General features: G+C 70.1%; 23 protein-coding genes. 9 read left to right on the forward strand and 14 right to left on the reverse strand.

The features are described 5' to 3' along the window. Positions 1-2 precede the first annotated feature (2 nt). Positions 3-725, forward strand: a complete 723-nt coding sequence (locus AC3EGR_RS09405; protein WP_488546204.1) for a sulfite exporter TauE/SafE family protein — start codon at positions 3-5, stop codon at positions 723-725. A 58-nt stretch (positions 726-783) separates the two neighbouring features. Here the strand turns inward: AC3EGR_RS09405 and AC3EGR_RS09410 are convergent, their stop codons facing one another. After that, positions 784-2,142 (reverse strand): MBL fold metallo-hydrolase RNA specificity domain-containing protein, encoded by a 1,359-nt coding sequence (locus tag AC3EGR_RS09410; RefSeq protein WP_488546205.1) that lies wholly within the window; start codon positions 2,140-2,142, stop codon positions 784-786. Positions 2,143-2,361: 219 nt separating this feature from the next. Here AC3EGR_RS09410 and murQ point away from each other — a divergent pair, with 219 nt between their 5' ends. Beyond that, positions 2,362-3,291 carry an N-acetylmuramic acid 6-phosphate etherase gene (gene murQ / locus AC3EGR_RS09415; protein ID WP_488546206.1) on the forward strand — a complete coding sequence of 310 codons (930 nt, stop codon included), beginning with the start codon at positions 2,362-2,364 and terminating at the stop codon, positions 3,289-3,291. Between the two features lie 128 nt (positions 3,292-3,419). On the opposite strand, the gene AC3EGR_RS09420 is transcribed toward murQ, so the two are convergent. The 4 genes from AC3EGR_RS09420 to AC3EGR_RS09435 all read right to left on the reverse strand — a co-directional run bounded on the left by AC3EGR_RS09420 (position 3,420) and on the right by AC3EGR_RS09435 (position 7,447). Then, a complete protein-coding gene (locus AC3EGR_RS09420) occupies positions 3,420-4,406 on the reverse strand; it encodes a tripartite tricarboxylate transporter substrate binding protein (RefSeq protein ID WP_488546207.1) in 987 nt (328 codons plus the stop codon). 29 nt (positions 4,407-4,435) lie between these two features. Beyond that, positions 4,436-5,467 carry a hydroxyacid dehydrogenase gene (locus AC3EGR_RS09425; protein WP_488546208.1) on the reverse strand — a complete coding sequence of 344 codons (1,032 nt, stop codon included), beginning with the start codon at positions 5,465-5,467 and terminating at the stop codon, positions 4,436-4,438. A gap of 2 nt (positions 5,468-5,469) precedes the next feature. After that, entirely contained in the window at positions 5,470-6,147 is a 678-nt protein-coding gene (locus AC3EGR_RS09430) for an RraA family protein (protein ID WP_488546209.1), read from the reverse strand. A 67-nt stretch (positions 6,148-6,214) separates the two neighbouring features. Then, positions 6,215-7,447, reverse strand: coding sequence for an alpha-hydroxy acid oxidase (locus tag AC3EGR_RS09435; RefSeq protein ID WP_488546210.1), 1,233 nt, complete (start codon positions 7,445-7,447; stop codon positions 6,215-6,217). A gap of 83 nt (positions 7,448-7,530) precedes the next feature. Between AC3EGR_RS09435 and AC3EGR_RS09440 the strand changes: the two genes are divergently transcribed. From AC3EGR_RS09440 to AC3EGR_RS09450, 3 genes are all read left to right on the forward strand, one after another. Then, a complete protein-coding gene (locus AC3EGR_RS09440; protein ID WP_488546211.1) occupies positions 7,531-8,427 on the forward strand; it encodes a LysR family transcriptional regulator in 897 nt (298 codons plus the stop codon). Positions 8,428-8,509: 82 nt separating this feature from the next. Continuing rightward, complete coding sequence (locus AC3EGR_RS09445; protein WP_488546212.1) at positions 8,510-9,472, forward strand: tripartite tricarboxylate transporter substrate binding protein; 963 nt, start codon at positions 8,510-8,512, stop codon at positions 9,470-9,472. Next, the gene (locus AC3EGR_RS09450; RefSeq protein WP_488546213.1) at positions 9,469-10,359 is read left to right on the forward strand and encodes an NAD(P)-dependent oxidoreductase; all 891 of its coding nucleotides are present in this window, start codon (positions 9,469-9,471) and stop codon (positions 10,357-10,359) included. Before AC3EGR_RS09445 ends, AC3EGR_RS09450 begins: the two co-directional genes overlap by 4 nt. 206 nt (positions 10,360-10,565) lie before the next feature. Here the strand turns inward: AC3EGR_RS09450 and AC3EGR_RS09455 are convergent, their stop codons facing one another. The 9 genes from AC3EGR_RS09455 to AC3EGR_RS09495 form a co-directional block, all read right to left on the reverse strand. Next, a complete protein-coding gene (locus tag AC3EGR_RS09455) occupies positions 10,566-10,835 on the reverse strand; it encodes a hypothetical protein (RefSeq protein WP_488546214.1) in 270 nt (89 codons plus the stop codon). 100 nt (positions 10,836-10,935) lie between these two features. Beyond that, the gene (locus AC3EGR_RS09460) at positions 10,936-11,346 is read right to left on the reverse strand and encodes a DUF1801 domain-containing protein (RefSeq protein ID WP_488546215.1); all 411 of its coding nucleotides are present in this window, start codon (positions 11,344-11,346) and stop codon (positions 10,936-10,938) included. Positions 11,347-11,362: 16 nt separating this feature from the next. Further along, entirely contained in the window at positions 11,363-12,028 is a 666-nt protein-coding gene (locus tag AC3EGR_RS09465) for a class II aldolase/adducin family protein (RefSeq protein WP_488546216.1), read from the reverse strand. Beyond that, positions 12,025-13,293: a 3-oxo-tetronate kinase gene (gene otnK / locus AC3EGR_RS09470; RefSeq protein WP_488546217.1), complete on the reverse strand. Its 1,269-nt coding sequence runs from the start codon at positions 13,291-13,293 to the stop codon at positions 12,025-12,027. Before otnK ends, AC3EGR_RS09465 begins: the two co-directional genes overlap by 4 nt. Positions 13,294-13,494: 201 nt before the next feature. Beyond that, positions 13,495-14,103, reverse strand: coding sequence for a hypothetical protein (locus tag AC3EGR_RS09475; RefSeq protein ID WP_488546218.1), 609 nt, complete (start codon positions 14,101-14,103; stop codon positions 13,495-13,497). Next, positions 14,100-16,319 (reverse strand): hybrid sensor histidine kinase/response regulator, encoded by a 2,220-nt coding sequence (locus AC3EGR_RS09480; RefSeq protein ID WP_488546219.1) that lies wholly within the window; start codon positions 16,317-16,319, stop codon positions 14,100-14,102. Before AC3EGR_RS09480 ends, AC3EGR_RS09475 begins: the two co-directional genes overlap by 4 nt. After that, positions 16,316-16,762: a GNAT family N-acetyltransferase gene (locus AC3EGR_RS09485; RefSeq protein WP_488546270.1), complete on the reverse strand. Its 447-nt coding sequence runs from the start codon at positions 16,760-16,762 to the stop codon at positions 16,316-16,318. Before AC3EGR_RS09485 ends, AC3EGR_RS09480 begins: the two co-directional genes overlap by 4 nt. A 79-nt stretch (positions 16,763-16,841) precedes the next feature. Further along, the gene (locus AC3EGR_RS09490; RefSeq protein ID WP_488546220.1) at positions 16,842-19,907 is read right to left on the reverse strand and encodes an FAD-binding and (Fe-S)-binding domain-containing protein; all 3,066 of its coding nucleotides are present in this window, start codon (positions 19,905-19,907) and stop codon (positions 16,842-16,844) included. After that, entirely contained in the window at positions 19,904-20,593 is a 690-nt protein-coding gene (locus tag AC3EGR_RS09495; protein ID WP_488546221.1) for a GntR family transcriptional regulator, read from the reverse strand. The genes AC3EGR_RS09490 and AC3EGR_RS09495 overlap by 4 nt, the downstream gene beginning before the upstream one ends. Positions 20,594-20,718: 125 nt before the next feature. Here AC3EGR_RS09495 and AC3EGR_RS09500 point away from each other — a divergent pair, with 125 nt between their 5' ends. The 4 genes from AC3EGR_RS09500 to AC3EGR_RS09515 all read left to right on the forward strand — a co-directional run bounded on the left by AC3EGR_RS09500 (position 20,719) and on the right by AC3EGR_RS09515 (position 25,038). Further along, entirely contained in the window at positions 20,719-21,948 is a 1,230-nt protein-coding gene (locus AC3EGR_RS09500) for a pyridoxal-phosphate-dependent aminotransferase family protein (protein WP_488546222.1), read from the forward strand. Between the two features lie 46 nt (positions 21,949-21,994). Beyond that, positions 21,995-22,960, forward strand: a complete 966-nt coding sequence (locus tag AC3EGR_RS09505) for a Bug family tripartite tricarboxylate transporter substrate binding protein (RefSeq protein WP_488546223.1) — start codon at positions 21,995-21,997, stop codon at positions 22,958-22,960. Between the two features lie 90 nt (positions 22,961-23,050). Next, the gene (locus tag AC3EGR_RS09510; RefSeq protein ID WP_488546224.1) at positions 23,051-24,262 is read left to right on the forward strand and encodes a CaiB/BaiF CoA transferase family protein; all 1,212 of its coding nucleotides are present in this window, start codon (positions 23,051-23,053) and stop codon (positions 24,260-24,262) included. Next, positions 24,259-25,038, forward strand: a complete 780-nt coding sequence (locus AC3EGR_RS09515) for an enoyl-CoA hydratase/isomerase family protein (protein WP_488546225.1) — start codon at positions 24,259-24,261, stop codon at positions 25,036-25,038. The genes AC3EGR_RS09510 and AC3EGR_RS09515 overlap by 4 nt, the downstream gene beginning before the upstream one ends. Positions 25,039-25,047: the final 9 nt, after the last annotated feature.

Here is a 25,047-nt window from a genome sequence, read left to right on the forward strand (position 1 = left end):
CTTTGGACCTGCTGCTGGTCCTCGTCGCGGGGCTGTTCGCCGGCACGCTGGGCGGCATCGTCGGCACCGGCTCCTCGCTGGTGCTGATGCCCATCCTGGTCGTGATGTTCGGGCCGCGGCAGGCGGTGCCGATCATGGCCATCGCGGCCATCATGGGCAACCTGGGGCGGGTGCTGGCCTGGCGCCGCGACATCGACTGGCGGGCCGTCGCTGCCTACTGCACCACGGCCGTTCCTGGCGCCATGATCGGGGCGCGCCTGCTGCTGGCGATCCCGCCGGGCGTGGCCGAGACGGCGCTGGGCGTGTTCTTCCTCTCGCTGATCCCGGCGCGGCGCTGGCTGCACCGGCACGAGTTCAAGCTCTCGCGCACGCACCTGCTGCTGCTGGGCGGACCGATCGGCGTGCTGACCGGACTGGTGGTGTCGACCGGGCCGATCACCGTGCCGCTGTTCACCTTCTACGGGCTGGAACGCGGTGCGTTCCTCGGGACGGAGGCGGCCGGTTCCATCGGCATGTACGCGGCCAAGGTCGCCACCTTCCAGGTCTTCGGTGCCTTGCCGATCGAGGTGGTGGTGCAAGGGCTGGGCGTCGGCGCGACGCTCATGGCCGGGTCCTTCATCGGACGCTTCGTCGTGCTGAAGATCTCGCCGTCGGCGTACCGGTCGCTGATCGACGGGCTGATGCTGTGCTCGGGGGTGTCGCTGTTGTGGGCGGCTGTGCGCTAGGGGGCGGGGCGCGTGGGGTGAGGGGTGGTCGGTGGGCCACCCTGCAAAACCCACGTCGTCATTCCAGCCCCACCACCTGCAGATAATCCGGCACCGTCACGTTCCACCGCAGCTTGCGTTCGATGCGCTGGCGCAGCGCGTCGGCGGCGGCGGGTTCGCCATGCGTAACGAAGATGCGGCGCGGGGCCGAGGGCGCCGTGCGCAGCCAGGCCTCGATCTCCCCCGCGTCCGCATGGGCCGACAGGGCGTCGATGCGGGCGACTTCCGCGCGCACCGGCACGTCCTGGCCGTGGATGCGCACCGTGGGCGCGCCGGCGGCCAGCGACGCACCGCGCGTGCCACCGGCCTGGAAGCCGGCCAGCAGGATCGTGTTGCGCTTGTCCGGCGCGAAGCGCTCGATGTGGTGCACCACGCGCCCGCCCGTGGCCATGCCGCTGCCGGCGATGATGACCATCGGCCCCTTGCGCGCATTGAGTTCGCGCGACTCCTCCGGCGTGCGCACGATCTGCGCGCCGTGGCAGATCGCATCGCATTCCTGGGCCGAGATGCGCAGCTCCGCCCGGTGGCGGCGGTACACCTCCAGCGCGTCGGTGGCCATGGGGCTGTTCAGGTAGACGGGCAGGTGGTGGATGCGCTTGTGCTTCTTGAGCACCTGGATGCCGTGCAGCATGGTCTGCGCCCGCCCGATGGCGAACGCCGGGATCACCAGCGTGCCGCCCCGCGCGGCGGTCCGGTTGATCACCTCCGCGAGCTGCTCGAACGGGTCGACCCGGGAATGCAGCCGGTCGCCGTAGGTGGACTCGACGACCGCATAGTCGCCCTGCGGCATCGGCTCGGGCGCGTGCAGCACCGGGTCGTCGCTGCGCCCCAGGTCGCCCGAGAAGACGATGGAGCGGGCGCCGTCCGTGATGCGCACCACCGACGCGCCAGGCATGTGGCCGGCATGGGACAGGCGCGCGGTGAGCCAGGGCGTCGGCCGGAAGTCCTCGTGCCAGGGCATGGGCTCGAAGCGCTCCAGGCAGTGCACCGCGTCCGCGCGCGTGTACAGGGGCAGGGCGGGTGCGTGCTTGCTCGTGTGGTGGCGGTTGGCGAAATCCGCTTCCTCTTCCTGCAGCCAGCCGCTGTCCGGCAGCAGGATGCGGCAGAGGTCCCGCGTGGCCGCGCTGCAGAAGATCGCCCCGCGAAAGCCCTGCTTCACGAGCAAGGGCAGGTAGCCGCTGTGGTCGATGTGCGCGTGGGTGAGCACCACGGCCGAAATGTCCCGCGCCTGCACCGGCAGCGGCTCCCAGTTGCGCAGGCGCAGCTGCTTGTAGCCCTGGAACAGGCCGCAGTCGACGAGCACGGCGCCGTCGCGGCCGCGCAGCAGGTACTTGGAGCCGGTGACGGTGCCGGTGGCACCCAGGAACTGGAGCTGCATGCCGCGATCTGGCCACTGCCCGGCCGCTGGCGGTTTGCGCTGGATCAAGCCCGGCGCCCCGCACGGCTGGGCGTGCTGGCGCGGCTTTGCGGCTGGGATACCACACTCGAACGCACGCGATTCCTACAGGCAAGCCCTCCTGGCCGCAGGACCATTGGTTCACCTCTACCATGGGACCATCGCATGCCTGACGTGAAGCAGGAGCCTGCCAGCCAAACCATGGACGCGAATCCCAAGACGTCCCCCCCACTCCCCGAGCCCCCGCTGGACGCGCGCCTGACGGAGCAGCGCAATCCGCGCAGCACGCGGATCGACCAGCTGTCCTCGCTGGAGATCGTCGACCTGGTCAACGCCGAGGACCGGCTGTGCGCCGCCGCGGTCAGCGACGAGCGCGTGCAGATCGCGCGGGCCATCGACCTCGTCGTGGACTGCTTCCAGCAGGGCGGCCGCCTGATCTATGTCGGCGCGGGCACCTCCGGCCGCCTGGGCGTGCTGGACGCCTCGGAGATGCCGCCCACGTACCGCACCGACCCCGACATGGTGCAAGGGGTCATGGCCGGCGGCTACGAGGCCTTGCTGCGCGCGCAGGAGGGCGCCGAGGACCATCCCGGCGACGGCGCCGCCGCCATGGACGAACGCAACGTGGACGCGAAGGACTTCGTGCTGGGCATCGCCGCCTCGGGCACGACGCCCTATGTGCACGGCGCCTTGCAGCGTGCGCGCGAGCGCGGTGCGCGGACCGGTTTCCTGCTGTGCACCTATCCGTCCGAGGAGCTGCTGCAGACGCACGACGTGGTCATCGCGCCGCTGGTGGGACCCGAGGTGGTCACCGGATCCACCCGCATGAAGGCGGGGACGGCGACCAAGATGGTGCTGAACATGTTGAGCACCGGCGCGATGGTGCGCATGGGCAAGGTCTACGGCAACCTGATGGTGGACCTGCAGGTCACCTGCCAGAAGCTGCAGGACCGCGGCGAGCGCATCCTGGTGGAGACGCTGGGCGTGGACCGGGCGGAGGCCGAGCGCCTGCTGGACGCCTCCGGTGGCCACGTGAAGACCGCCATCGTCATGAAGCGCTTCGGCGTCGATGCCGAGGAGGCGCGCAGGAAGATCGAGAAGGCGGGCGGGTCGATCGCGGCGTTGAAGTGAACGCAAGACGGTGGGGTTCGCGTTCGCTCACCGGCCGCGGCGTCGCCGCGCCACCCTACGAAGCGTGGTTCGTCTTGTAGCGTGGCGGTGCGCCAGCGCAGCGGCGAACCCCACCGCGCACGCGTCGCTCACTTGGTCGCGGTCTCGCTCCAGGGCATCTCTTTCCACAGCTGCTTGAAGCCGGCTTCCGCTTCCTTCAGCTCCGCCTCGTACTTGGCCGGCGGCATGTAGCGCAGCGGCGCGAAGTAGCCGGCCGCCTTGGCCTGGAACTCCGGATCGGCGGCGGCCTTCTCCACGGCCTTCACCAGCTGCTCCTTCACCGCAGGCGGCAGCCCCTTGGGCGCGGCGATCCCGCGCAGGGATGCCATCACGATGTCGTAGCCCTGTTCCTTGAACGTCTGCAGGCCGGGGGCCAGCGTCGTGCGCGAGGTGCTCATCTGGCCCAGGTTGCGCATGGGCGAGCCGCCCTTTTCGTACTGCAGCGCCTCGCCGATGTTCATGGACGCCATGTAGATCTGCTTGCCCACCACCCCCTGGTGCACTTCGGCCGCGCCCTTGAACGGCACGTGCGTCAGCTTCACGCCGGCGGCGCGCTCGAACATCATCGCGGCGAGGTGGTCGTCGGAGCCGATGCCCGTCGTGCCGTAGCTCACCTTGCCCGGATTGGCCTTGGCATACGCGACCAGCTCCGCCAGGTTCTTCACCGGCGTGTCGGCGTGCACCGAGAAGTTGCCCGGATCGTCGATCACGTTGCCCAGCAGGTCGAAGCCGCTCCAGTGGTACGTCGCCTTGCGCTCGATGGGGATCGTCAGCACGTTGGGCGTGTTGATGAAGCCGATGGTGTAGCCGTCGGCCGGCGCATTGGCCACCTCGGAGAAGCCGATGCCGCCGCCGGCGCCCGGCCGGTTCAGCACCACGACCGAGGCGTTGTTGCCCAGGTACTTGGCGATGTAGGGCGCGATCAGCCGCGCGGTGATGTCGGTGCCGCCGCCGGGGGCGTAGGCCACGATCATCTTGATCGGCTGCTCGGGGTAGGCCGCGTGCGCGACGGCCGCGACGGCGCCAAGCACCAGGCCAGGCAGCAGCCGGCGCAGCACGGTGGGAATGAACTTCATCTCTTCGTCTCCTTGGGTCTTGCGAGCACTCAGCGCAGGATGCGCGCGCGTCTCTGTTCGTAGGCGGGCCACACCTCGGGGTTGACCAGCCGCGGCGGACGGCCGCCCTGTAGCACCTGCGCGATCTGCTCGGCCGACATGGCGGCCACGTCGCGGCGGCACTCGTGCGTCACGCCCGCGGTGTGGAAGGTGGCGTAGACGTTCTCCATCGCCAGCAGCGGGTGGTCCAGCGGCGGCGGTTCGCGGTCCCACACGTCCACGCCGGCGCCGGCGAGGTGGCCGGAGCGCAGCGCCTCCACCAGGGCCTGCTCGTCGTGGATGCCGCCGCGCGCGGTCGTGATGAAGATGGCGCCCTGCTTCATGCGCGCAAAGGCGCGGGCATCGATCATCTTCAGCGTCGTGGCATCGCGCGGGCAGTGCAGCGACACGATGTCTGCTTCGGCCAGCAGCTCGTCGAGGCTCACGGCACGCGCCCCACGCCGCTCGATCTCTTCCGGTGCCAGCAGCGGGTCGCAGGCGATGACCTCCAGGCCGAAGGCCTTCGCCAGGGCCGCCACGCGGGTGCCCACGTGGCCGATGCCGACCAGGCCCACCGTCTGGCCGCGCAGCTCGTGGCCCATGATCGTTTCGCGGCCGAAGCCGGTCTCGCGGCGCATGCGCTTGTCGCACTCGATCATGCGGCGCGACAGCGACAGCATCATGGCCAGCGTGTGCTCGGACACCGACGCGGCGTTGCCGCCCGCCTGGTTGACCACCAGCACGCCGGCGGCGGTGCAGGCCGCGACATCCACCGTGTCGTAGCCGGCGCCGCTGGAGGAGACGCACAGCAGCTGCGGGCAGCGTGCCAGCAGCTCGGCGGTCACGAACCACTCGCGCGGCAGTTCGTCCTTGGCAGCGGACACGTGGTACACGTTCGCGGCAGCCAGCAGGTCCCATGCCGCGGCCGGGTTGCCGCGGGTGGGGAAGACGGCAACCGAGACGCCGGCTTCGTTCTTCAGCCGCCGGTCGAAGGCGGGGTTGATCCAGAGGTCCGTGCGGACGACGCGTTTGTGGTCGGTCATCGTCAGCGCGACGTGGGATCGCAACCCTGGGCCTTCAGGCGCGCGTCGACCCAGGAGGTGTCGTGCTTGCCCGAGCGGATGTTCTCGATCGTCTTCTGTTCCAGGGCGACCTTCTCCCGGGAGGCAGCCAGCACCTGTTCGACGTCGTCGAAGGGCACGCACAGCAGGCCGTCGGCGTCGCCGATCACCAGGTCGCCGGGCTGGATCACCATGCCGTCGATGGCCACCGGGACGTTGATCTCGCCGGGGCCGTCCTTGTAGGGGCCGCGGTGCGTCACGCCGGCCGCGTAGAGCGGGAAGCTGCCGGCGGCGATCACGTCGATGTCGCGCACCGCACCGTTCAGCACGATGCCCGCGAGCTTGCGCGTGATGGCGTAGGAGAGCATCAGCTCGCCGAACAGGGCGTTCGTCAGGTCACCGCCGGCGTCCACCACGATCACGTCGCCGGGCTGGGCCATGTCCAGCGCCTTGTGGATCATCAGGTTGTCGCCGGGACGGCACTTCACCGTGAGCGCCGGGCCGCCGAGGCGGCCGCCCTTGTGCATCGGGCGCAGTCGCGGGCCGCCCGCCGTCATGCGGGTCATGCAGTCGCTGACGTTCGCGACCGGAATGTCCGCGAAGGCCTGCACGTGGCGCGCGTCCACCTGGCGGCGGCGCTGGAGGATCTGGAAACCGACCATGGTCTTGTCCTTGAAGGGTGCGAGGGGAAAGGGGAAATCACCGCCGAGGCGGTGAGGTATGGGATTCTCAGGCTTTCAGCAGGTAGCTGGCGTCGAGCTCGGCCAGGGTGTTCACGCCCAGCATTGCCATGTTGCGCGAGACCTCCTCGCGCAGCAGCGTGATCGCCTTGCGCACGCCGGCCTCGCCGGCGACCGAGGCCGCGTAGTTGAAGGGGCGGCCAATGAAGACGAACTTCGCGCCCAGCGCCAGGGCCTTGAGCACGTCGGTGCCGCGGCGAAAGCCGCTGTCGATCATCACGGGCACCTCGGGGCAGGCCTGGACGATGGCAGGCAGCACCTTCAGCGGCGGCACGGTGCCATCGAGCTGGCGGCCGCCGTGGTTGGAGACGATGATGCCGTCGGCGCCGAGCTCCACCGCGATGCGCGCGTCGCGCACGTCCAGGATGCCCTTGACCACGAGCTGCCCGGGCCACAGCCGGCGGATCGTGCGCAGGTCGTCCCAGGTGAGGTGGCCCCGGTCGGAGAAATCGCGCTGCACGCTGGACGACAGGATGGGGGCGCCGCGCCGCGCGAAGTTGTTCTCGAAGTGCGGCATGCCATGCTGCACGATCGTGCGCAGGAAGGTGCCGAGGGTCCAGCGCGGATGCGTGAGGCCCTGCCACGCCAGCGAGAGGCTGGGGCGCAGCGGCGTCGAGAAGCCGGCGCGGACGTTGTTCTCGCGGTTGGAGGCGATGGACGAGTCCAGCGTGACCACCAGCGTGCGGTAGCCGGCGGCCTTCACGCGCTCGACCAGCGCGATGCGGTTCGGCTCGTCGCCCGGCAGGTAGGCCTGGAACCACGCCTCGGGGTTGGCCTGCACGATCTCCTCGAGCCGGATCAGGGACGAGCCGCTCATGATCATCGGCACGTTCTCCACGGCCGCGGCCTGCGCAAGCACCAGGTCCCCCCGGTAGGCGGACAGCGCGCTGATGCCCATGGGTGCCATGCCGAAGGGCGCCGACCAGCGCTTGCCCAGCAGGGTGGCGGCGGTGGTGCGGCGCGAGATGTCCACCAGCATGCGCGGCACGAACTCGTACTGCCCGAAGCTTTCGGCATTGGCGCGCAGGGAGGCATTGCGCTCGACGGCGCCGGAGACATAGGCGAACACCGGCTTGGGCAGGTGGCGCTGCGCCTCCCGCTCGAAGTCGTCGAGCGACAGGATGTGGCCCAGGCGCGCCGGCAGCGCGAGCTGCGCGGCGGCGGCTGTGCTGGCCGCGGGTTGCGCCGCGGCCGTGCCGTCGGCGGAGGGTTCGAATTGCATGGACGCGCGAGTGTGGCGCCCGGCCAGCCTCGCGTCCAATACATAATCGACCCCTGATTGATGCCTTGCCGGCATCGTCGCCCATGATCGACATCCGCCAGCTGCGCTATTTCCAGGCCGTCGCCGAGGAGCTCCACTTCGGCCGCGCCGCCGCGCGCCTGTCCATCGCGCAGCCGGCACTGTCGCGCCAGATCCAGCAGCTGGAAGAGGCGCTGGGCACGCCGCTGCTGCGCCGCACGCAGCGCCGCGTGGAGCTGCTGCCGGCCGGCGCCCTGCTGCTGGAACGCAGCCGCGCGATCCAGCAGGAGCTGGCACGCACGCTGGCCGACGTGCGCCGCACCGGCGCGGGCGAGCTGGGCAAGCTGGCGCTGGGCTTCATCCACTCCTCCACCTACGGCCTGCTGCCCACCGTGATCCGGCGCTTCCGGCAGCTCTATCCGGGCATCGAGCTGGAGCTGTCCGAGATGCCGATCACCACGCAGCTGTCGGCCCTCGTGCGCGGCACGATCGACCTGGCGCTGCTGCGCGTGCAGCCGGCGCCGCCCGAGCTGGAGATGGCGATCGTGATGCCCGATCCCTTCGTGCTCGCCGTGCCGGCCCGGCATGCGCTGGCGGGCCGGGAGAAGGTGCGCCTGAAGGAAGTCGCCGGCGAACCCTTCGTGCATTTCAACAAGGCGGAGGCGCCGCTGCTGCACGACCGGGTGCAGGCGATGTGCGAGCAGGCCGGCTTCAGCCCGGACGTCGTGCAGCGGGCGACCCAGTTGCACACCATCGTGGGACTCGTGGGCGGCGGGCTCGGCGTGGCCGTCTTGCCGGCCTCGGCGCGCAACCTGCATCCGCGGCAGGTGCGCTTCCTGCAGATCGCCGACAAGGCCGAGCCGGTGCACGTCGCGCTGGCCTGGCGGCGCGGGCAGGAGACGCCGGCGATCCGCTCCTTCCGCAAGGTCACGGAGGAGGTCGCGGCGGCCATGATGCCCTGAGGGCATCAATCGGGGTGTTCTTATGTATTGGACGGCGCGGCGCCGCCACCCCACACTCGCGCGCAACCCAAAGGAGACAGGCATGAACTCGCAACACGGCGGGATGACCCGCCGCCAGGCCGCTTTCGGCCTCCTGGCCGCCGCGGCCGCGCCCGCATGGGCCCAGGAATGGACGCCCACGCAACCGATCACCATCCTGGTGGGCTTCGCGCCCGGGGGCTCGGCCGACCAGATCGCGCGCCAGCTGTCCTTCGCGGCCAGGGGCATCATCCCCGTGCCGGTCGTGGTGGTGAACAAGGTCGGTGCCGCCGGCGCGATCGCCGCGCAGGCCGTCGCCGAGGCCAAGCCGGACGGCTACACGCTGTTCGTGGGCGGCGGCAGCGAGACCACCGCGGTGGGCAATTTCAAGGCGCTGCCTTACGACCCGCGCAAGTCCTTCGTGCCCGTGATCAAGGTGTCGCGTGCGCCCAGCATCCTGGCCGTGCGCGCGGACGCGAGGTTCGCGGACATGAAGGCGCTGCTGGCCGAGGCGAAGCAGGCGCCGGAGAAGGTTTCCTACGGCTCCACCGGCGAGGGCGGGATCTTCCACGCGACGGGCGTCGTGCTGGAGCGCCAGACCGGCGTGAAGCTGCTGCACGTGCCCTACAAGGGCGCGGCCGATTCGATGAACGCGCTGCTCGCGGGCCAGGTGGATTCGGCGTTCGGCGCGTACGAGGAAATGAAGCCGATGATCGACGCCGGCCGCGCACGGCCCCTGGCGCTGTTCTCGCGCACGCGCCTGCCGGGGCTGCCCAACACGCCGACGATGACCGAGATCGGCGTGCCCATCGTCCTGGACAACATGAAGGGCCTGATGGGGCCGGCCGGCATGCCCGCGCCCGTGGTGCGCTACCTGCACGACAGCTTCCGCAAGGCGATGCAGACCGCCGCGTGGAAGGAGTACGTGGCCAAGTCCGGCCTCACCGAGGACTACGCGGACGGCGCCACCTTCCAGAAGGAAATCGTCGACGCCTATGAACTGATCGGAAAGGCGATCGCGAAATGAGCTTCGGCAAGGACGACGGCATCGGCTTCATCGGCCTGGGCGTGATGGGCGCGGGCATGGCCAGGTGCCTGCTGCGCGCGGGCTATCCGCTGCAGGTGTTTGCCCGCCGCGACGATGCGGCGCAGGCTGCGGTGGCGGCCGGTGCTACGCGGGCGGCCACGCCCGCGGCGCTGGCGCGCGAATGCCGGCTGGTGTTCCTGTGCCTGTCGGACGATGCGGCGGTCCAGGACGTGTTGTTCGGGCCGCAGGGCCTTGCCGGCGCGCTGCCCATGGGCAGCTGCGTCGTCGACACGAGCACCATCGCGGCCACGTCGGCGCGCTCCTTCGCGCAGCGCCTGTCGGCGCAAGGCGTCTCCTATCTCGACGCGCCCATCAGCGGCGGCCAGCAGGGGGCCGAGACCGGAACGCTGGCCTGCATGGTCGGAGGTCCGGCCGAAACGGTGGCCGCCTGCCGCGACGTGATGTCCGCGATGTGCAAGACGATCACGCACGTGGGGGACGTCGGTGCCGGGCAGACCGTGAAGGCCTGCAACCAGGTGGCGGTGGCGGGGGCGATGCTGGGCGTGGCCGACGCGATCGCGCTGGCGAAGTCGCAGGGCGTCGATCCGAAGGTGATGCGCGAAGTGCTGCTGGGTGGCACGGCGCGCAGCTTCGCGCTGGAAAAGCACGGCCAGCGCATCATCGATGGTGATTTCCAGCCCGGCTTCCGTGCGCGCCTGATGCGCAAGGACCTGCGCATCGCGCTGGCGACGGCGCAGGCCGGCGGGGCGCAGTTGCAGGCCGCCGCGCTGGCGGAGAAGCTGGTGGGCGAGCTGTGCGACGGCGGCCGCGCGGAGATGGACTGGAACACGGTGGGGCTGCTGGTGCAGGAGAAGGGCAAGGGCTGACCTTGTCGCGGTGGGGGCGCCGACCGCTTCGCGGGCGGTGGGGTTCGCGCTGCTCACCTTCCGCGGCTGCGCCGCGCCACCCTACAACTTCGTTCGTGCCGCGTTTGCCGTTCGTGCCGCGGCTGCTGTTCGTTCCGCATTTGTAGGGTGGCGGCCGCTCGCGGCCGGAAGGTGAGCGACAGCGAACCCCACGGCCTGCGCGCCCCTTACCGGCACTGCTCCATCATCGCCTGCATCCGCGCCCGCATCTCCGGCGACATGTCCTTCATGTGTTCGTCCATGTGGGCGCGCTGCTCGGCGGGGCTCATCACTGCCATTTCCTTCCGGTGATGCTCGCACATCGCCTGCATGTCCATCGCGCTGCCGTAGTTGTGTGCGTCGTGCGAGTGCGACCCTGCCGGTGTGGCGCAGGCCCCAAGCAAGGCGCAAAGAAGGATGGCCGGCAGGGCCCGGCGCAGCGCGAAAGTGATGGTCATGGCGAGCTCCTGAGATGCCCCGATCCTAAGGTGCCTGTTGCCCCCGCATTTGACGGATCGCAAGCCGGCAGGCCGCGTCTTGCACGCGAGCGCCGTTCGATCACGCCTTGCCCCAGCCCGCCAGGCGGCTGGCCTGCTCCACCCACGCAGCGAGCTGGTCGTCATCGATCGTGTCGTCCTCGTGGAGGTCGAGGTACCGCACGGCTTCCTGCTTCGATGCACCAGGCGGAGGAGGGCGCAGCGAGGCGCCGTCGAAGAAGGTCAGCTTCACGTACTTCGTGAAGCAATGAAAACTGAGGAACCAGCCGCGGCCCGCCATGCCGTAGAAGGGCGAGTTCCACTTGACGGCCTTGCGCACCTCGGGGACGGTGCGCGTGACGAGCGCGTCGATGCGCTGCCCGAGGTCGCGTTTCCAGCCGGGCATCGCCGCGATGTACGACTGGACGGCCTCGTCGCCATCGGCCTTGGCGATCTGCGGATTGCCGCCGGCGAGCGGGCGCGGTTTCGCCATGCTCACGCCGCGGAGCTCACCAGCTCGCCCCGAACGTGCTGCGCAGTTCATCGATCGCCTCGCCCGACAGCGGCGTCGGCGGCACGGCACTCAGCTGCCACAGCTTCGCCGTCTCCTCCAGTTCCTCCAGCACCGCCATCGCCTGCCCGGGCGACTCGTGCCAGACGTTGGGACCCAGCCGACCGAGCATCACCGCGCGGATCGGCGTGCCTTGCGCGCCGTAGCGGGCGATCAGCGCGGCAACCTGCTCCCCCACCTGCGGGTCCCCCGGACGGTGGTAAGCCACGACCGGCACGTGGCCGACCTTCATGATGAAATAAGGCGTGATCGGCGGCAGCAGCTCCGCTCCGACGTCCGCGCGCAGCGTCAGCGCCACGCAGTGCGTGCTGTGCGTGTGGATCACGCTGCGCACGGGTGCGCCGAGCGCGGCCTGTGCCTCGTAGATGCGCCGGTGCAGCGCCAGCGTCTTGCTGGCCTTGCCGCCTGCGAGCTGGCGGCCTGCGAGGTCGACGCGGGCGAGTTCCGCCGGGTCCAGGAAGCCCAGGCACGCATCGGTGGGCGTGATCAGGAAGCCGTCCTCGAGCCGCACGCTGATGTTGCCGGCGGTGGCGTGCACATAGCCGCGCTCGAACAGCGAGCGCCCCACGCGGCAGATCTCCTCGCGGGCCAGGCTTTCGTTCATGCGAGCTGGCCGAAGGCCTTGGTGAAGAAATCGGCGGTGCCAAAGTTGCCGGACTTCAGGGCCAGGTGCACCGGCTGGCCGCAGGCTTGCGCCTCCGCATGGCACCAGGGCACGCCCGGGTCGATCTGCGGGCCGATGCGCATCTGGCGCACGCCGAGAGCCTGGACGCAGGCGCCCGAGGTCTCGCCGCCGGCGACGACCAGCTTGCGCACGCCGCGGTCGACGAGGCCTTTGGCGATGGCCGCCAGGGTCTTTTCCACCATCTCGCCGGCATCGCCCACGCCGAGCTGCTGCTGCACCGCGCGCACCGACTCGGGCGGCGCGCTGGAGTACACCAGCACCGGCTGCTCGCCCAGGAGCGGAGTGGCCCAGGCGAGGGCTTCGCCCGCCACGTCGCGGCCGGAGGCGATCTGCAGCGGGTCGACGGCCAGCGCGGGCAGGCCGCGGCGCAGGAACTCCGCCACCTGCGCATTGGTGGCCAGCGAGCAGCTTCCCGACACGACGGCGCAAGCGCCTTGCGCGGGCGGCAAGGCCGCGGCGCCCGCGGACGGCGCGAGGCCGTGGTTCTGCGGCAGCCCGATCGCGACGCCCGAACCCGCCACCACCAGCGGCATGTCCGCGATGGCGCGGCCCAGGTGCATCAGGTCTTCGTTGTCCAGGGCGTCGACGATGGCAAACCGGTAGCCCTCGTCCTGCAGCTGGCGGATGCGCGCGTGGATGGGCGCAGCGCCGCCGCGCACCACGCGGTGCTCCACGAGCCCCACCTTGCCTTGCGACTGCGCCTGCATCACGCGCACGAGGTTGGCGTCGGTCATGGGCGTGAGCGGGTGGTTGCGCATGCCCGAGTCGCTCAGGAGCACGTCGCCCACGAACAGGTGGCCCTTGTAGACCGTGCGCGCGTTCTCCGGGAAGGCGGGCGTCACGCAGCAGAACGTGCTTCCCAGTTCCTGCAGCAGCGCCTCGGCCACCGGCCCGATGTTGCCCCTGGCGGTGGAGTCGAAGGTGGAACAGACCTTGAAGTAGAACTGGCGCGCGCCCTGGGCGCGCAGCCAGCGCAGCGCCGCGAGGGACTGGGCGACGGCTTCTTCGGCGGGAATGGTGCGCGACTTGAGCGCCACCACCACCGCGTCGGCCTCCGGCGCCGGCCCTTCGGGGACGCCGATGGTCTGCACGACGCGCATGCCGGCGCGCACGAGGTTGTTGGCGAGATCGGTTGCGCCGGTGAAGTCGTCGGCGATGCAGCCCAGCTTGAGGGTCGAAGTCATCCTGTGTGGTTCATGCGGCGGCGACGGCGGCGACGACTGCCTCGCCGAAGGCCTTGCAGCCGATGGTACCGCCGATGTTGCGCGTTCGAGGAGGGTGGGGGTGCGGCGGTGGGGTTCGCGGTGCTCACCGTCCGGCGGCCGCTGGCCGCCGCCACCTTACATGTGACGGGCAGCCGTTGCCACCCAGCGAGAAACGCGCAATCAATACGGCGGCGCGAAACCGGCGCGGCCGGCGCTGGCGCGCGTGGCGGTGGGCTTGCCGGCGACCTCCTGCGCGGTGACGGACAAGGCGGCGCCGGGCACCAGCAGGCTGCGCTCGCCGGGGCGCAGGCTCACGATGGGCGTGCCGGGCGGGACCACGATGGTCTTCTCGCCATCCTTGTAGCGCAGCACCATGCGCTCGCCGTCCGGCGAACCCGCCACCTCGGCCACCGTCGCATTGGTCATCGTGCTTTGCGGCAGGAAGTCGAAGGGATGGTGGCCTTCGCCGGTGCCCCGCATCGCTTCGGGGAACACCGTGACGGCGATCGCGCGCTGCGTGCCGTCGGCCTGCGGCATCGCACCCACGCCGACGAAGCTGCCGGAACGGATGTCCGCCAGCGTGACGGGATACACCTCCGTCACGGTGAAGTCCGGCGCGAGAGCCAACTCCACGCGGTCGCCGTTGCGTTGCCGCAGCGTGAGGCCGGTGGCGGAAACCGCTTCGAGCGTGCCGCGCAGCCGCACGCGCGCCGGCTGCTGCGCCAGCGCGGCCAGGGGGAGGGTGGCTGCGAGGGCACCCGCCACCAGCAGATCGCGTCGTGTGCTCATGTTTCCAATCCTTCCCGTATGGCCCCGAGCAGCGCGTCCGGCCCCGCCGGCTTCACCAGGTGCTGCTGGAAGCCGGCCTCGCGCGCCTTCGCGACATCCGCCGCCGTGCCATAGCCGGTGAGGGCCACCAGATGGCAGCCGCGGCCGTTGCGATGCGTGCGCACGCGCTGCGCGAGCTCGTAGCCGCTCATGCCGGGCAGGCCGATGTCCAGCACCGCGACCTGCGGGGAGAACTCGTCCAGCAGGCCCAGCGCCACGCCGGGATCGTAGGCCACCTTGACCTCGTAGCCCGAGAGTTCCAGCAGCGACGCCGCCGTGTCTGCCGCATCCTGGTTGTCGTCGACCAGCAGGATGCGGCCCTGGCCGCCGGGCGCCGTGGCGCCGGTGCCGCTGTCCGCGGAGCCGGCGGGAGGCTGGATGGTGGGCAGGTGCACGATGAAGCTGCTACCCTGGCCCGGGCCCGCGCTGGCACCGCACACGGTGCCGCCATGCATCTCGACCAGGCTGCGCACGATGGCCAGGCCCAGGCCGAGGCCGCCGCGGGAACGGTCCGCCTCCTGCGGCGCCTGGTAGAACAGGTCGAACACGTGTTCCAGCACCTCGGGCGGCATGCCCATGCCGTCGTCGCGCACCGTGATCTCGGCCCCGTCGTCCACGCGCTGCAGCCGCAGCGCCAGGTGGCCTTGCGGCGCCGTGAACTTGATCGCGTTGCCCAGCAGGTTGTTCAGCACCTGCGCGAGCCGCACCTCGTCGCCGGCCACCCACAGGTTCGCGGCCTCCGGCGCGATGTCCACGTCCAGCCGGCGCAGGCCCAGCACCGCCTGCACCGACTGGGCGGCGTGCCACACGAGGTCGGCGAGGCGCAGCGGCTGCTGGCGCATCTGCAGGCGCTTGCCCGTGATGCGCGAGACGTCCAGCAGGTCGTCGACCAGCCGCTTCATGTGCGCCACCTGGCGCTCCATCACCTCGCGCTCCAGCCGCGTGCCCGGGTCGCCCTTGCGCGCCATGAGGTGCAGCGCGGTGGCCATGGGCGCGAGCGGATTGCGCAGCTCGTGCCCCAGCATCGCGAGGAATTCGTCCTTGCTGCGGGCCGCGTCCTCGGCATGGCGCAGCGCTTCGGTCACGCGCGCGAGCAGGCCTTCGCGCTCGGCTTCGGCGGCGCGCCGCGCGTCGTTGGCGCGGTCGCGGTCGGCCGAGGCGATCTGCAGGGCCTTGCTGACTTCCTCCAGTTCGGCGATGCCCAGGGGCCGCAGCTGCAGCGGCTCGCCGCGGCCGAGGGCGCCGGCCGCGGACTTGAGCGCATCGATGGGATCGGTCACGTCCCGCGCGAAGTACCACGCCGCGAAGGCGGCAAGGGCCAGCGAGGCGAGCAGGCCCGCGCCGACGGCACCCAGCACGCCGTACATCCCGCGGTCGGCCTCCTCCACCGACATGCCGGTGGCGACGACCCAGCCGGAGCCCGGCAGGCGCACGTAGCCGGTCTGGCTCTTCACACCCTCCAGCGTGTACGTCGGCCCGGTTCCTTCGGGATGTCCCTGCTCCAGCAGCGCCTGCAGGGAAGGCGAGGGGCGGGCGGAAGAGTGCAGGCGCGAGCGCGCCACCCGGTTCATCTTCTGGTCGAAGATGCCCACGGTCGACGCGGGAGAGAGTTTCTGCCGCTGCACCACCGCGGCGATGCGTTCGACCGGCACGACGGCGGACAGGACGTACAGCAGCTGGCCGTCGGCGAGCACGGGCACGCGCACGGCAAAGGCCGGCCCCAGGCGCTGGCGGCCTTCCGCGACCGTGCCGACCACGGGTTCGCGCGTGGCGATCACGCGCTGCATGCTCTCCTGCTCCACGGGCCGGCCCGGCAACGCCCCGAGCGGCTGCGACGAACTCAGGACCACTTGCCCGGCCCGGTCCGCCAGCACGATGGCACGCCATCCCTGCTGTTCGGCCACGCGGCGCGCGAGCCCATGGAATTCGGCGTGCCGCGCGGGCTGCAGCTCGTCGGACAAGGACAGGCTCTGCAGGATGCCGACGGTGGAACTCAGCTCGGCGTCCACGGCGGAGGCGATCGCGCGGGAGACGGCCAGCGCTGCGTCCTGGGCGTCGTGTTCGCGCTCGCGCGTCACGTACGACACCACGATGGCGGCCACGATCGCCAGCGGCAGCAGCCCGCTCGCCGCCAACAGGAACAGCCGGAAGCGCAGCGGACGACCGAGCGGCTTCATTTCTGCCGGATGACGTAACGGACGAAATCGTCCGCCCCGGTGAAGCGGTCGTACAGGCGCCGCGCCTCCGCGTTGTCCTGCTTGGTCAACCAGTAGAGGCGCGCCCAGCCTTCCGCGCGCATGGCGTTGCGCAACCACTCCAGCAGCGCGCTGGCGATGCCGCGCCCGCGTGCGCCCGGGCGCACGTACAGGTCTTCCAGGTAGCAGACGGCCTGCGTCTCCCAGGTGGCCTCGTGCACGACGCAGTTGGCGAAGCCGTAGGCCTGGCCGTCGACTTCGGCGACGACGCACATGATCTGCGAGTCCGGATCGAGGATGCGCTGCCAGGTGCGGGTGGTGACCTCGTCGGCGATCCGCGCGCGGTAGAACTCGCAGTATCCTTTCCACAGCTCCCTCCATGCGGCTTCGTCGGAGGGGATGGCGGAGCGGATGAGGCAGGGCATCGAGGTCACCTCTGCATTGTGCCGCGAGGCGTGCGATCGCGGGACCGCCGGCCGCCGCCCGGCGGCGCGGGGTGTCAGCTCATGTGCGTTCCATGGACATCCGCAGCACCACGGCCGCGTGGACGGCCTCGCGCTGCGCTCCGTCGTGGATCTGGTGGCGGCAGCTTGTCCCGTCCGCGACAACGATGGCGTCGGGCGCGTTGCGCACGGCCGGCAGCAGGCTCAGTTCGGCCATCTGCATGGAGACGTCGTGATGCTTCGCCTCGTAGCCGAAGCTGCCCGCCATGCCGCAGCAGCTGGACTCGATCAGCTGCGGCTGGGCGCCCGGAATCAGCTTGAGCACCTCCAGCACCGGCGAGACGGCGCCGAAGGCCTTCTGGTGGCAGTGGCCGTGCACGAGGATGGGCTGGCCCAGCGGCTTCAATTGCGCCTTCAGGATGTCGAGGCGCCCGGCGGCGGCCTCGCGCGCCAGGAACTCCTCCAGCAGCAGCGACTGCCCTGCCACCACCTGGGCCCGCTCGCCCAGGCCCATGGCCGTGACCTCGTCGCGCAGCGAAAGCAGGCAGGAGGGCTCCAGGCCGACCACGGCGATGCCGCGCTCGGCCAGGGGGTGCAAGGCGTCCAGCAATTCGGTCGCCTTGGTCCGCGCCTCGTCCACCATGCCGCTGGCCAGGTAGGTGCGGCCGCAGCACAGGTGCTTGCCGTCATCGCGCGCCTTGCGCGCCACGTGCACCGTGTAGCCCGCCGCCTCCAGCACGGCGAAGGCCGCGCGGGCGTTCTCCGACTCGAAGAAGCCGTTGAAGGTGTCGACGAAGAGGACGACCGGGCTGGCCGCCGTGAGCAGTTCCTCGCGCGTGACGCCCGGCAGCCGCCCCTGGAAGAAGTGCGCGCCCTGCCATTCCGGCAGGCTGCGCCTGGCCGAGAAGCCCAGCAGCTTTTCACCCAGCGCCGCGAGCAGGGGCACGCGGTTGCGCAGGTTCAGCAGGCCGGCGAAGCGGCTGGCGGTGGCCGCGTACTCCGGCAGGCGGGCGATCAGGCGGTCCTTGCGGGACCAGCCGTTCTTCTTGCCGTCGGCATGGCGGAACTCGATCTTCATGCGCGCCATGTCCACGCCGGTGGGGCAGTCGCGCTTGCAGCCCTTGCAGCTCACGCACAGGTCCAGGGCCTCGCGCACTGCATCGCTCGTCAGGCCGTCGGGCCCGAGCTGGCCGCTGACGGCCAGCCGCAGCGTGTTGGCGCGGCCGCGCGTGAGGTGCTGCTCGTCGCGGGTGACGCGGTAGCTGGGACACATGGTGCCCGCATCGAACTTGCGGCAATGCCCGTTGTTGTTGCACATCTCCACGGCCTTGGCGAAGCCCTTGGCCGGATCGCCGCCGGTGCCCGGCGCCGTCGTGCGCTCGGTGGCGGGATCGTTCTGCACGTCCCAGGCGCGCCAGTCCAGCGCGGGCTGCAGCGGGATCACCTTGTACGAGGGCGGGAAGCGCATCAGCCGGGTCTCGTCCATGCGCGGCGGCTCGACGATGCGGTTGGGCGAGAGCAGGCCGATCGGATCGAACAGGCGCTTGATCTCGCCGAAGGCGGTGGTGATCGCGGGGCCGAACTGCCACTGGATCCACTCGCCGCGGCACAGGCCGTCGCCGTGCTCGCCGGAATAGGCGCCCTTGTACTTGCGCACCAGCTCCGAGGCTTCCTCCGCGATGCGGCGCATCTCGGGCGCGCCGTTGCGCCGCATGTCCAGGATGGGGCGCACGTGCAGCGTGCCGACCGAGGCGTGGGCGTACCAGGTGCCCTTGGTGCCGTGCTTGCGGAAGACCTGCGTGAGGGCGTCGGTGTATTCGGCCAGGTGCTGCAGCGGCACCGCGCAGTCCTCGATGAAGGACACCGGCTTGCCGTCGCCCTTGAGGCTCATCATGATGTTCAGGCCGGCCTTGCGCACCTCCCACAGCGCTTTCTGCGGCGTCTCGTCCGGCATCAGCACGACGGAGCCGGGCAGGCCCAGGTCGCCCATGAGCTCCTCGAGTTCGGAGAGCTTGCGCAGCAGCGCCGCCTTGTCGGCACCCGCGAACTCCACGAGCAGCAGCGCGTCGGGCGAACCGATGAGGGCGCTGCGCACGGTCGACGCGAAGGCCGGGTTCTGCAAGGACAGCTCGATCATGGTGCGGTCCACCAGTTCGACTGCCGTCAGCGTGCCGTCGCTTCCCAGCTTGACGATGTGCTGGGCCGAGTCCATCGCCTTGTAGAAGGTCGGGAAGTTCACCACCCCCAGCACCTTGGCGCGCGGCAGTTCGGACAGCTGCAGCTTCAGGCTGCGCGTCAGCGCGAGCGTCCCTTCGCTGCCCACCAGCAAGTGCGCCAGGTTGACGCTGCCGTCGCGCGTGTACGGCTTCTCGTTCTGGTTGTGGAAGACGTCCAGGTTGTAGCCCGCCACGCGCCGCAGCACCTTGGGCCAGCGCGCCTCGATCTCGGGCTGCAGCGCCAGGGCGAGCTCGCGCACGCGCTCGCCGAGCTGGCGCGCGGTGCCGGTCGCCTCGTCGAAGCGGCCGAAGGTGTGCAGCTGGCCGTCGGACGTCCAGGCCTGGGCGCCCAGCACGTTGTGCACCATGTTGCCGTAGGCGATGGAGCGGCTGCCGCAGGAGTTGTTGCCGGCCATGCCGCCCAGCGTGGCCTGCGCCGAGGTGGACACGTCCACGGGGTACCACAGGCCCGTCTTCTTCAGCGCCGCGTTCAGGTGGTCCAGCACGATGCCGGGCTCCACGGTGGCGGTGCGGTTCGCCTCGTCGACCTCCAGCACCTTGCGCACGTGCTTGGAGAAATCGATGACGAGGCCGGCCCCCACCGTCTGGCCGCACTGGCTGGTGCCGCCGCCGCGCGGCACCACGGGCACCTTCAGGTCGCGGCAGATGTCCAGGGCGATGCGCGCGTCCTCGACGGACTTCGGCACGAAGACGCCGACGGGAATGACCTGGTAGATCGACGCGTCGGTCGCGTAGCGGCCGCGGTCGGCCGGGGAGAACAGGACTTCGCCCTGCGTTTCACCGGCCAGGCGCTGCGCCAGCTTGCCGGCGACCTCGTTGCTGGCACGGGCGACGGCGTCATAGGCGTCGGCGGTGCCGGCACCGATCTCGAGCGGGATGCGGGCGTTCATGCGGCTCCCCGCTGCTTCTTCGCCGCTTCGCGCAGCTGCTCCAGCACCACGTCGCGCTTGTTGCGCAGGTGCAGCTGCAGGATCTCGCGCATGGCGTTGCCGTCGTGCGCGGCGAGGGCTTCGATCATCTTCTCGTGTTCCTTCACGGCGCGCTTCCATTTCTCGCCGTCCTGGTTGGAGCGGAAGCGCAGGGCCTGCAGGCGGGCGTTGACCTGCTGGTAGACGATGGCGAGCACCGGGTTCTTGGCGGCGGCGCTGATCGCGGCGTGGATGCGCGCATTGATCGCGTAGTACGCGGACAGGTCGCGCCGCGTGTAGGCGGCCATCATTTCGAACTGCATCGCCTGCACCTCGCCCAGTTCCTCGGGCGTGATGCGCTCGGCGGCGAGCTCGCCGGCCATCCCCTCGAGGCCCGCCATCACCTCGAAAGTATTCAGGACGTCGGCCTCGGTCAGGGAAAGCGCTATCGCGCCACGGTTCGGCAGCAGTTCCACTAGCCCCTCGGCGGCGAGCATCTTGATCGCCTCGCGCAAGGGTGTGCGGGACACGTTCAGCAGTTCGGAGAGTTCGCGCTCATTGAGCTTGGCGCCGGGCGCGATGCGCCCTTCGACCAGCATCTGGCGCAAGCGCTGCGCCACCTGCTCGTGCAGGGCGGCGCGGGGGATGGAAATCACGTCCGCAGTCATGGAGGGCGATTTTGTATGCAAATTTCTTTGTATGCAAATGTCAGAACTAGGGTGAAGGGTTGTTGACAGCTGAATTTTGTATGCAAAAAATGGGCGCCTCCTGAACGCACCCGAGATACGCACGCATGGTCACGATCGATTTCCACCCCACCGGCCGCCACTTCCTGCAGATCCCGGGCCCGTCGCCCGTGCCGGACCGCATCCTGCGGGCGATGAGCCTGCCCACCATCGACCACCGCGGTCCCGAGTTCGCCGTGCTGGGCCTGCGCGTGCTCAAGGGCATCCAGCGCATCTTCCAGACCAAGCAGCCGGTGGTGATCTACCCGGCCTCCGGCACCGGCGCCTGGGAAGCGGCGCTGGCCAACACGCTCTCGCCCGGCGACCAGGTGGTGATGTACGAGACCGGCCACTTCGCCACCCTGTGGCAGAAGATGGCCACGCGCCTGGGCGTCAAGACCGAGTTCCTGGGCCTGCCCGGCATCGAAGGCTGGCGCAAGGGCGTGCAGGCGCACCTGATCGAGGAGCGCCTGAAGGCCGACAAGGAGCACGCGATCAAGGCCGTGTGCGTGGTCCACAACGAGACCTCCACCGGCGCCACCAGCAACATCCTGGCCGTGCGGCGCGCGATCGACGCGGCCAAGCATCCGGCGCTGCTGCTGGTCGACTCCATCTCGGGCCTGGCTTCGGCGGAATACAAGCACGACGAGTGGGGCGTGGACGTCACCGTCAGCGGCTCGCAGAAGGGCCTGATGATGCCGCCCGGCATCAGCTTCAACGCCCTGTCGGCCAAGGCCATCGAGGCGAGCAAGACCGCGAAGCTGCCCAAGTCCTTCTGGGCCTGGGACGAGATCGTGGAGATGAACAAGACGGGCTACTGGCCCTACACGCCCAACACCAACCTGCTGTACGGCCTGGCCGAAGCCTGCGACATGCTGCTGGAGCCGGCGTTCGGCGGCCTGGAGGGCACGTTCGCCCGCCACAAGCGCTGGGCCGAAGGCGTGCGCGGCGCCGTCAAGGCCTGGGGCCTGGAGGTCCAGGTGACCGAGGCGGCGAGCCAGTCGCCCGTGCTCACCGGCGTGGTCATGCCCGAGGGCGTGGACGCCGACGCCGTGCGCAAGCTCATCTACGAACGCTTCGACCTCTCGCTGGGCACGGGGCTGGGCAAGCTCAAGGGCCGCATGTTCCGCATCGGCCACCTGGGCGACTGCAACGACCTGACGTTGATGGCGGCGCTTTCCGGCTGCGAGATGGGCCTGAGGCTCGCCGGCGTGAAGCTGGCCGGCTCGGGCGTGCAGGCCGCCATGGACTACTTCGCCGGCCACCCGGCACCCGTCGCCCTGCAGAAGGCGGCCTGAGGTTTTTTCGCTTCCCCCAAACCAAGCCCTTCAGGAGAGAGAAAACATGCAACGCAGAACCTTCGTGACCGGTGTGGCGGCGTCCCTCGCGCTGCCCATGGTCCGCGCGCAGCAGTTGCCCACCGGCCCGGTGCGCATCATCGTGGGCTTCGCGCCCGGAGGCGGCACGGACATCCTCGCGCGCGTGATCGGCCAGAAGCTGGCCGACATGTGGAAGACCCAGGTCATCGTGGAGAACAAGGCAGGGGCCTCGGGCACCATTGCCTCCGACTACGTGGCCAAGCAGGCGGGCGACGGCACGGTGCTGCACATGGCGCACATCAACAGCCACGCGCTGATGCCCAACCTGCAGAAGCTGGGCTACGACGCCGAGAAGGACTTCCAGCCGATCGCGCTGGTGGGCGTCACGCCCAACCTGCTGATCTGCGGCCAGATGCAGCCGGCCAAGACCGTCAAGGACCTGGTGGCGCTGTGCAAGGCCGAGCCGGGCAAGGTGAGCTTCGGCTCCGCCGGCCCCGGCTCCGCCCAGCACATGGCGCTGGAGATGTTCATGCTGCAGGCCGGCGTGAAGGCGATCCACGTGCCGTACAAGGGCTCGGGCCCCATGCTCACGGACCTGATCGGCGGGCAGGTGCAGTACTCCTTCGACACGATGACGGCCGCCACGCCGCACGTGAAGAACGGCAAGGCCATCGCCATCGCGCAGACGCGCCAGAAGCGCGCCTCCGGCCACCCCAACGTGCCGACGATGGCCGAATCCGGCTTCCCGGGCTTCGAGGCCACCACCTGGTACGGCCTGGTGGGCCCCGGCAAGATGTCGCCGGCGCTGGCCAAGCGCATGAACGAGGACGTCAACAAGGCGCTCGTGATGCCCGACGTGATGGAGAAGCTCGAAGCCTCCGGCGCCGAAGACGGCGGCGGCTCCGCCGAGAAGTTCCGCGAGTTCATCCACGTCGAACACGCGAAGTGGGCCAAGGTGATCAAGGAAGCGAACGTCAAGGTCGACGCTTAAGGTTTCCCGCCTTCCTCCCTCCCCTTTCGGGGGAGGGCAGGGGTGGGGGCACGCACGGCCCCCGCCCATCAACGCTCTTCTTTTCTCCCCATGACAGACACTTCCCGCCCGCTGCCCCTGGCCGGCGTTCGCGTTCTCGACATTTCCCAGGTCATGGCCGGCCCTTACGCCTGCATGCTGCTCGGCGACCTCGGTGCCGACGTGATCAAGGTGGAGCCGCCCGGCACCGGTGACCAGACCCGCGGCTCCATGGGCTTCAAGATGAAGGGGGCCGACAGCCTCGGCTTCCTCAACATGAACCGCAACAAGCGCAGCATCACCCTGGACCTCAAGTCCGAGGCCGGCAAGGAGGTGCTCAAGACGCTGGCGCAGGACGCCGACATCCTCGTCGAGAACTATCGCCCGGGCGCCTTGCGCCGGCTGGGCCTGGGTTACGACGTGCTCAAGGAGATCAACCCGCGCCTGGTCTACACGAGCATTTCCGGCTTCGGACAGACCGGTCCCTGGGCCGACCGCCCCGGCTTCGACCTGATGGCGCAGGCCATGTCCGGCGTGATGAGCGTGACCGGCTATCCCGATTCGCCGCCCGTGAAGGCCGGCGTGCCCGTGGCCGACATCGGCTGCGCGCTGTTCGCCATCTACGCGACGCTCGCGGCCTACATAGGCGCGAAGAATACGGGGCAGGGCCAGTACATCGACGCCGCGCTGTTCGACACGGCGATGGCGTTCTCGGTGTGGGACACCTGCGACTGGTGGGGCACCGGCAAGCCGCCGCAGCCCCTGGGCACCTCGAACAAGATGACGGCGCCTTACCAGGCCATGGCCTGCGCCGATGGCCATTTCGTCATGGGTGCCAACAACCAGAAGCTGTGGGTGCAGCTGTGCCGGCTGATGAAGCGCGAGGAGCTGGTCGAGGACCCGCGCTTCACGACCATCGCGCAGCGCCTGGCGCACCGCGCCGAACTGCAGGAGGAGCTGGAGAAGAGCTTCCGCCAGCACGGCAAGGACTACTGGGTGGAGACGCTGCTGGCCAACGGCATCCCGGCCGGCCCCATCCTCACGTACCCGGAGGCGTTCGGCAGCGAGCACGCGCAGGTGCGCGGCATGCGCATGGAGATCGACCACCCGGTGGAGGGCAAGGTGCCCAACATCGGCTTTGCGGTGAAACTCTCGGGCACGCCGCAGCAGGTGCGCAGGCATCCGCCGCTGCTGGGCGAGCACACGGAAGAAGTGCTGGCCGAAGCCGGCATCGCGTCCAGCGAAATCGCGCGGTTGCGCGAAGAAGGAGCATTCGGATCATGAGCAACGAAGGCGTCGTCCATCTCACCATCGAAGGCCCGGTCGCCTCGGTCACCTTCGACCGGCCGGAAGCACGCAACGCGATGACCTGGGCCATGTACCAGCAGCTGCGCCGCCACTGCGAGCAGCTGCGCGAGGACAGGAACGTGCGCGTGGTGCGCTTCCAGGGCGCCGGCGGCGAGGCCTTCGTGGCCGGCACCGACATCGCGCAGTTCCAGGACTTCCAGTCCGGCAAGGACGGCGTGGAGTACGAGCACCGCATCGACGGCACCATGCAGTTGCTCGCGGCCCTGCCCATGCCCACCGTGGCCGTGGTGCACGGCTGGTGCATAGGCGGCGGCCTGGCGATCGCCAGCACCTGCGACTTCCGCATCGCCACGCCGGCGAGCAAGTTCGGGGTGCCGATCGCGCGCACGCTGGGCAACTGCCTGTCGATGGCCAACGTGGCCGGGCTGGTCGCCGCCTTCGGCCGGCCGCGCGTCCAGCGCCTGCTGCTGCTGGCCGACATGATCGGTGCCGAGGAGGCGCAGGCCTGCGGCTACGTGCTGGAGATCGCCGCGCCCGAGCAGATCGAGGCGAGCGCGCAGAAGCTGTGCAGCAAGCTCGCGAGCCTCGCCCCCGTGACGCAGGCGGTGAGCAAGGAAGCGCTGGCGCGACTGCTGCGCCACAGCCTGCCCGACGCCGAGGACCTCATCCGCCGCACCTACGGCAGCGAAGACTTCCGCGAAGGCGTGCAGGCCTTCATGGCCAAGCGCCCGCCGGCCTGGAAGGGGCAGTAGCCCGACCGT

Source organism: Ramlibacter sp. G4-7, from assembly GCF_057784995.1.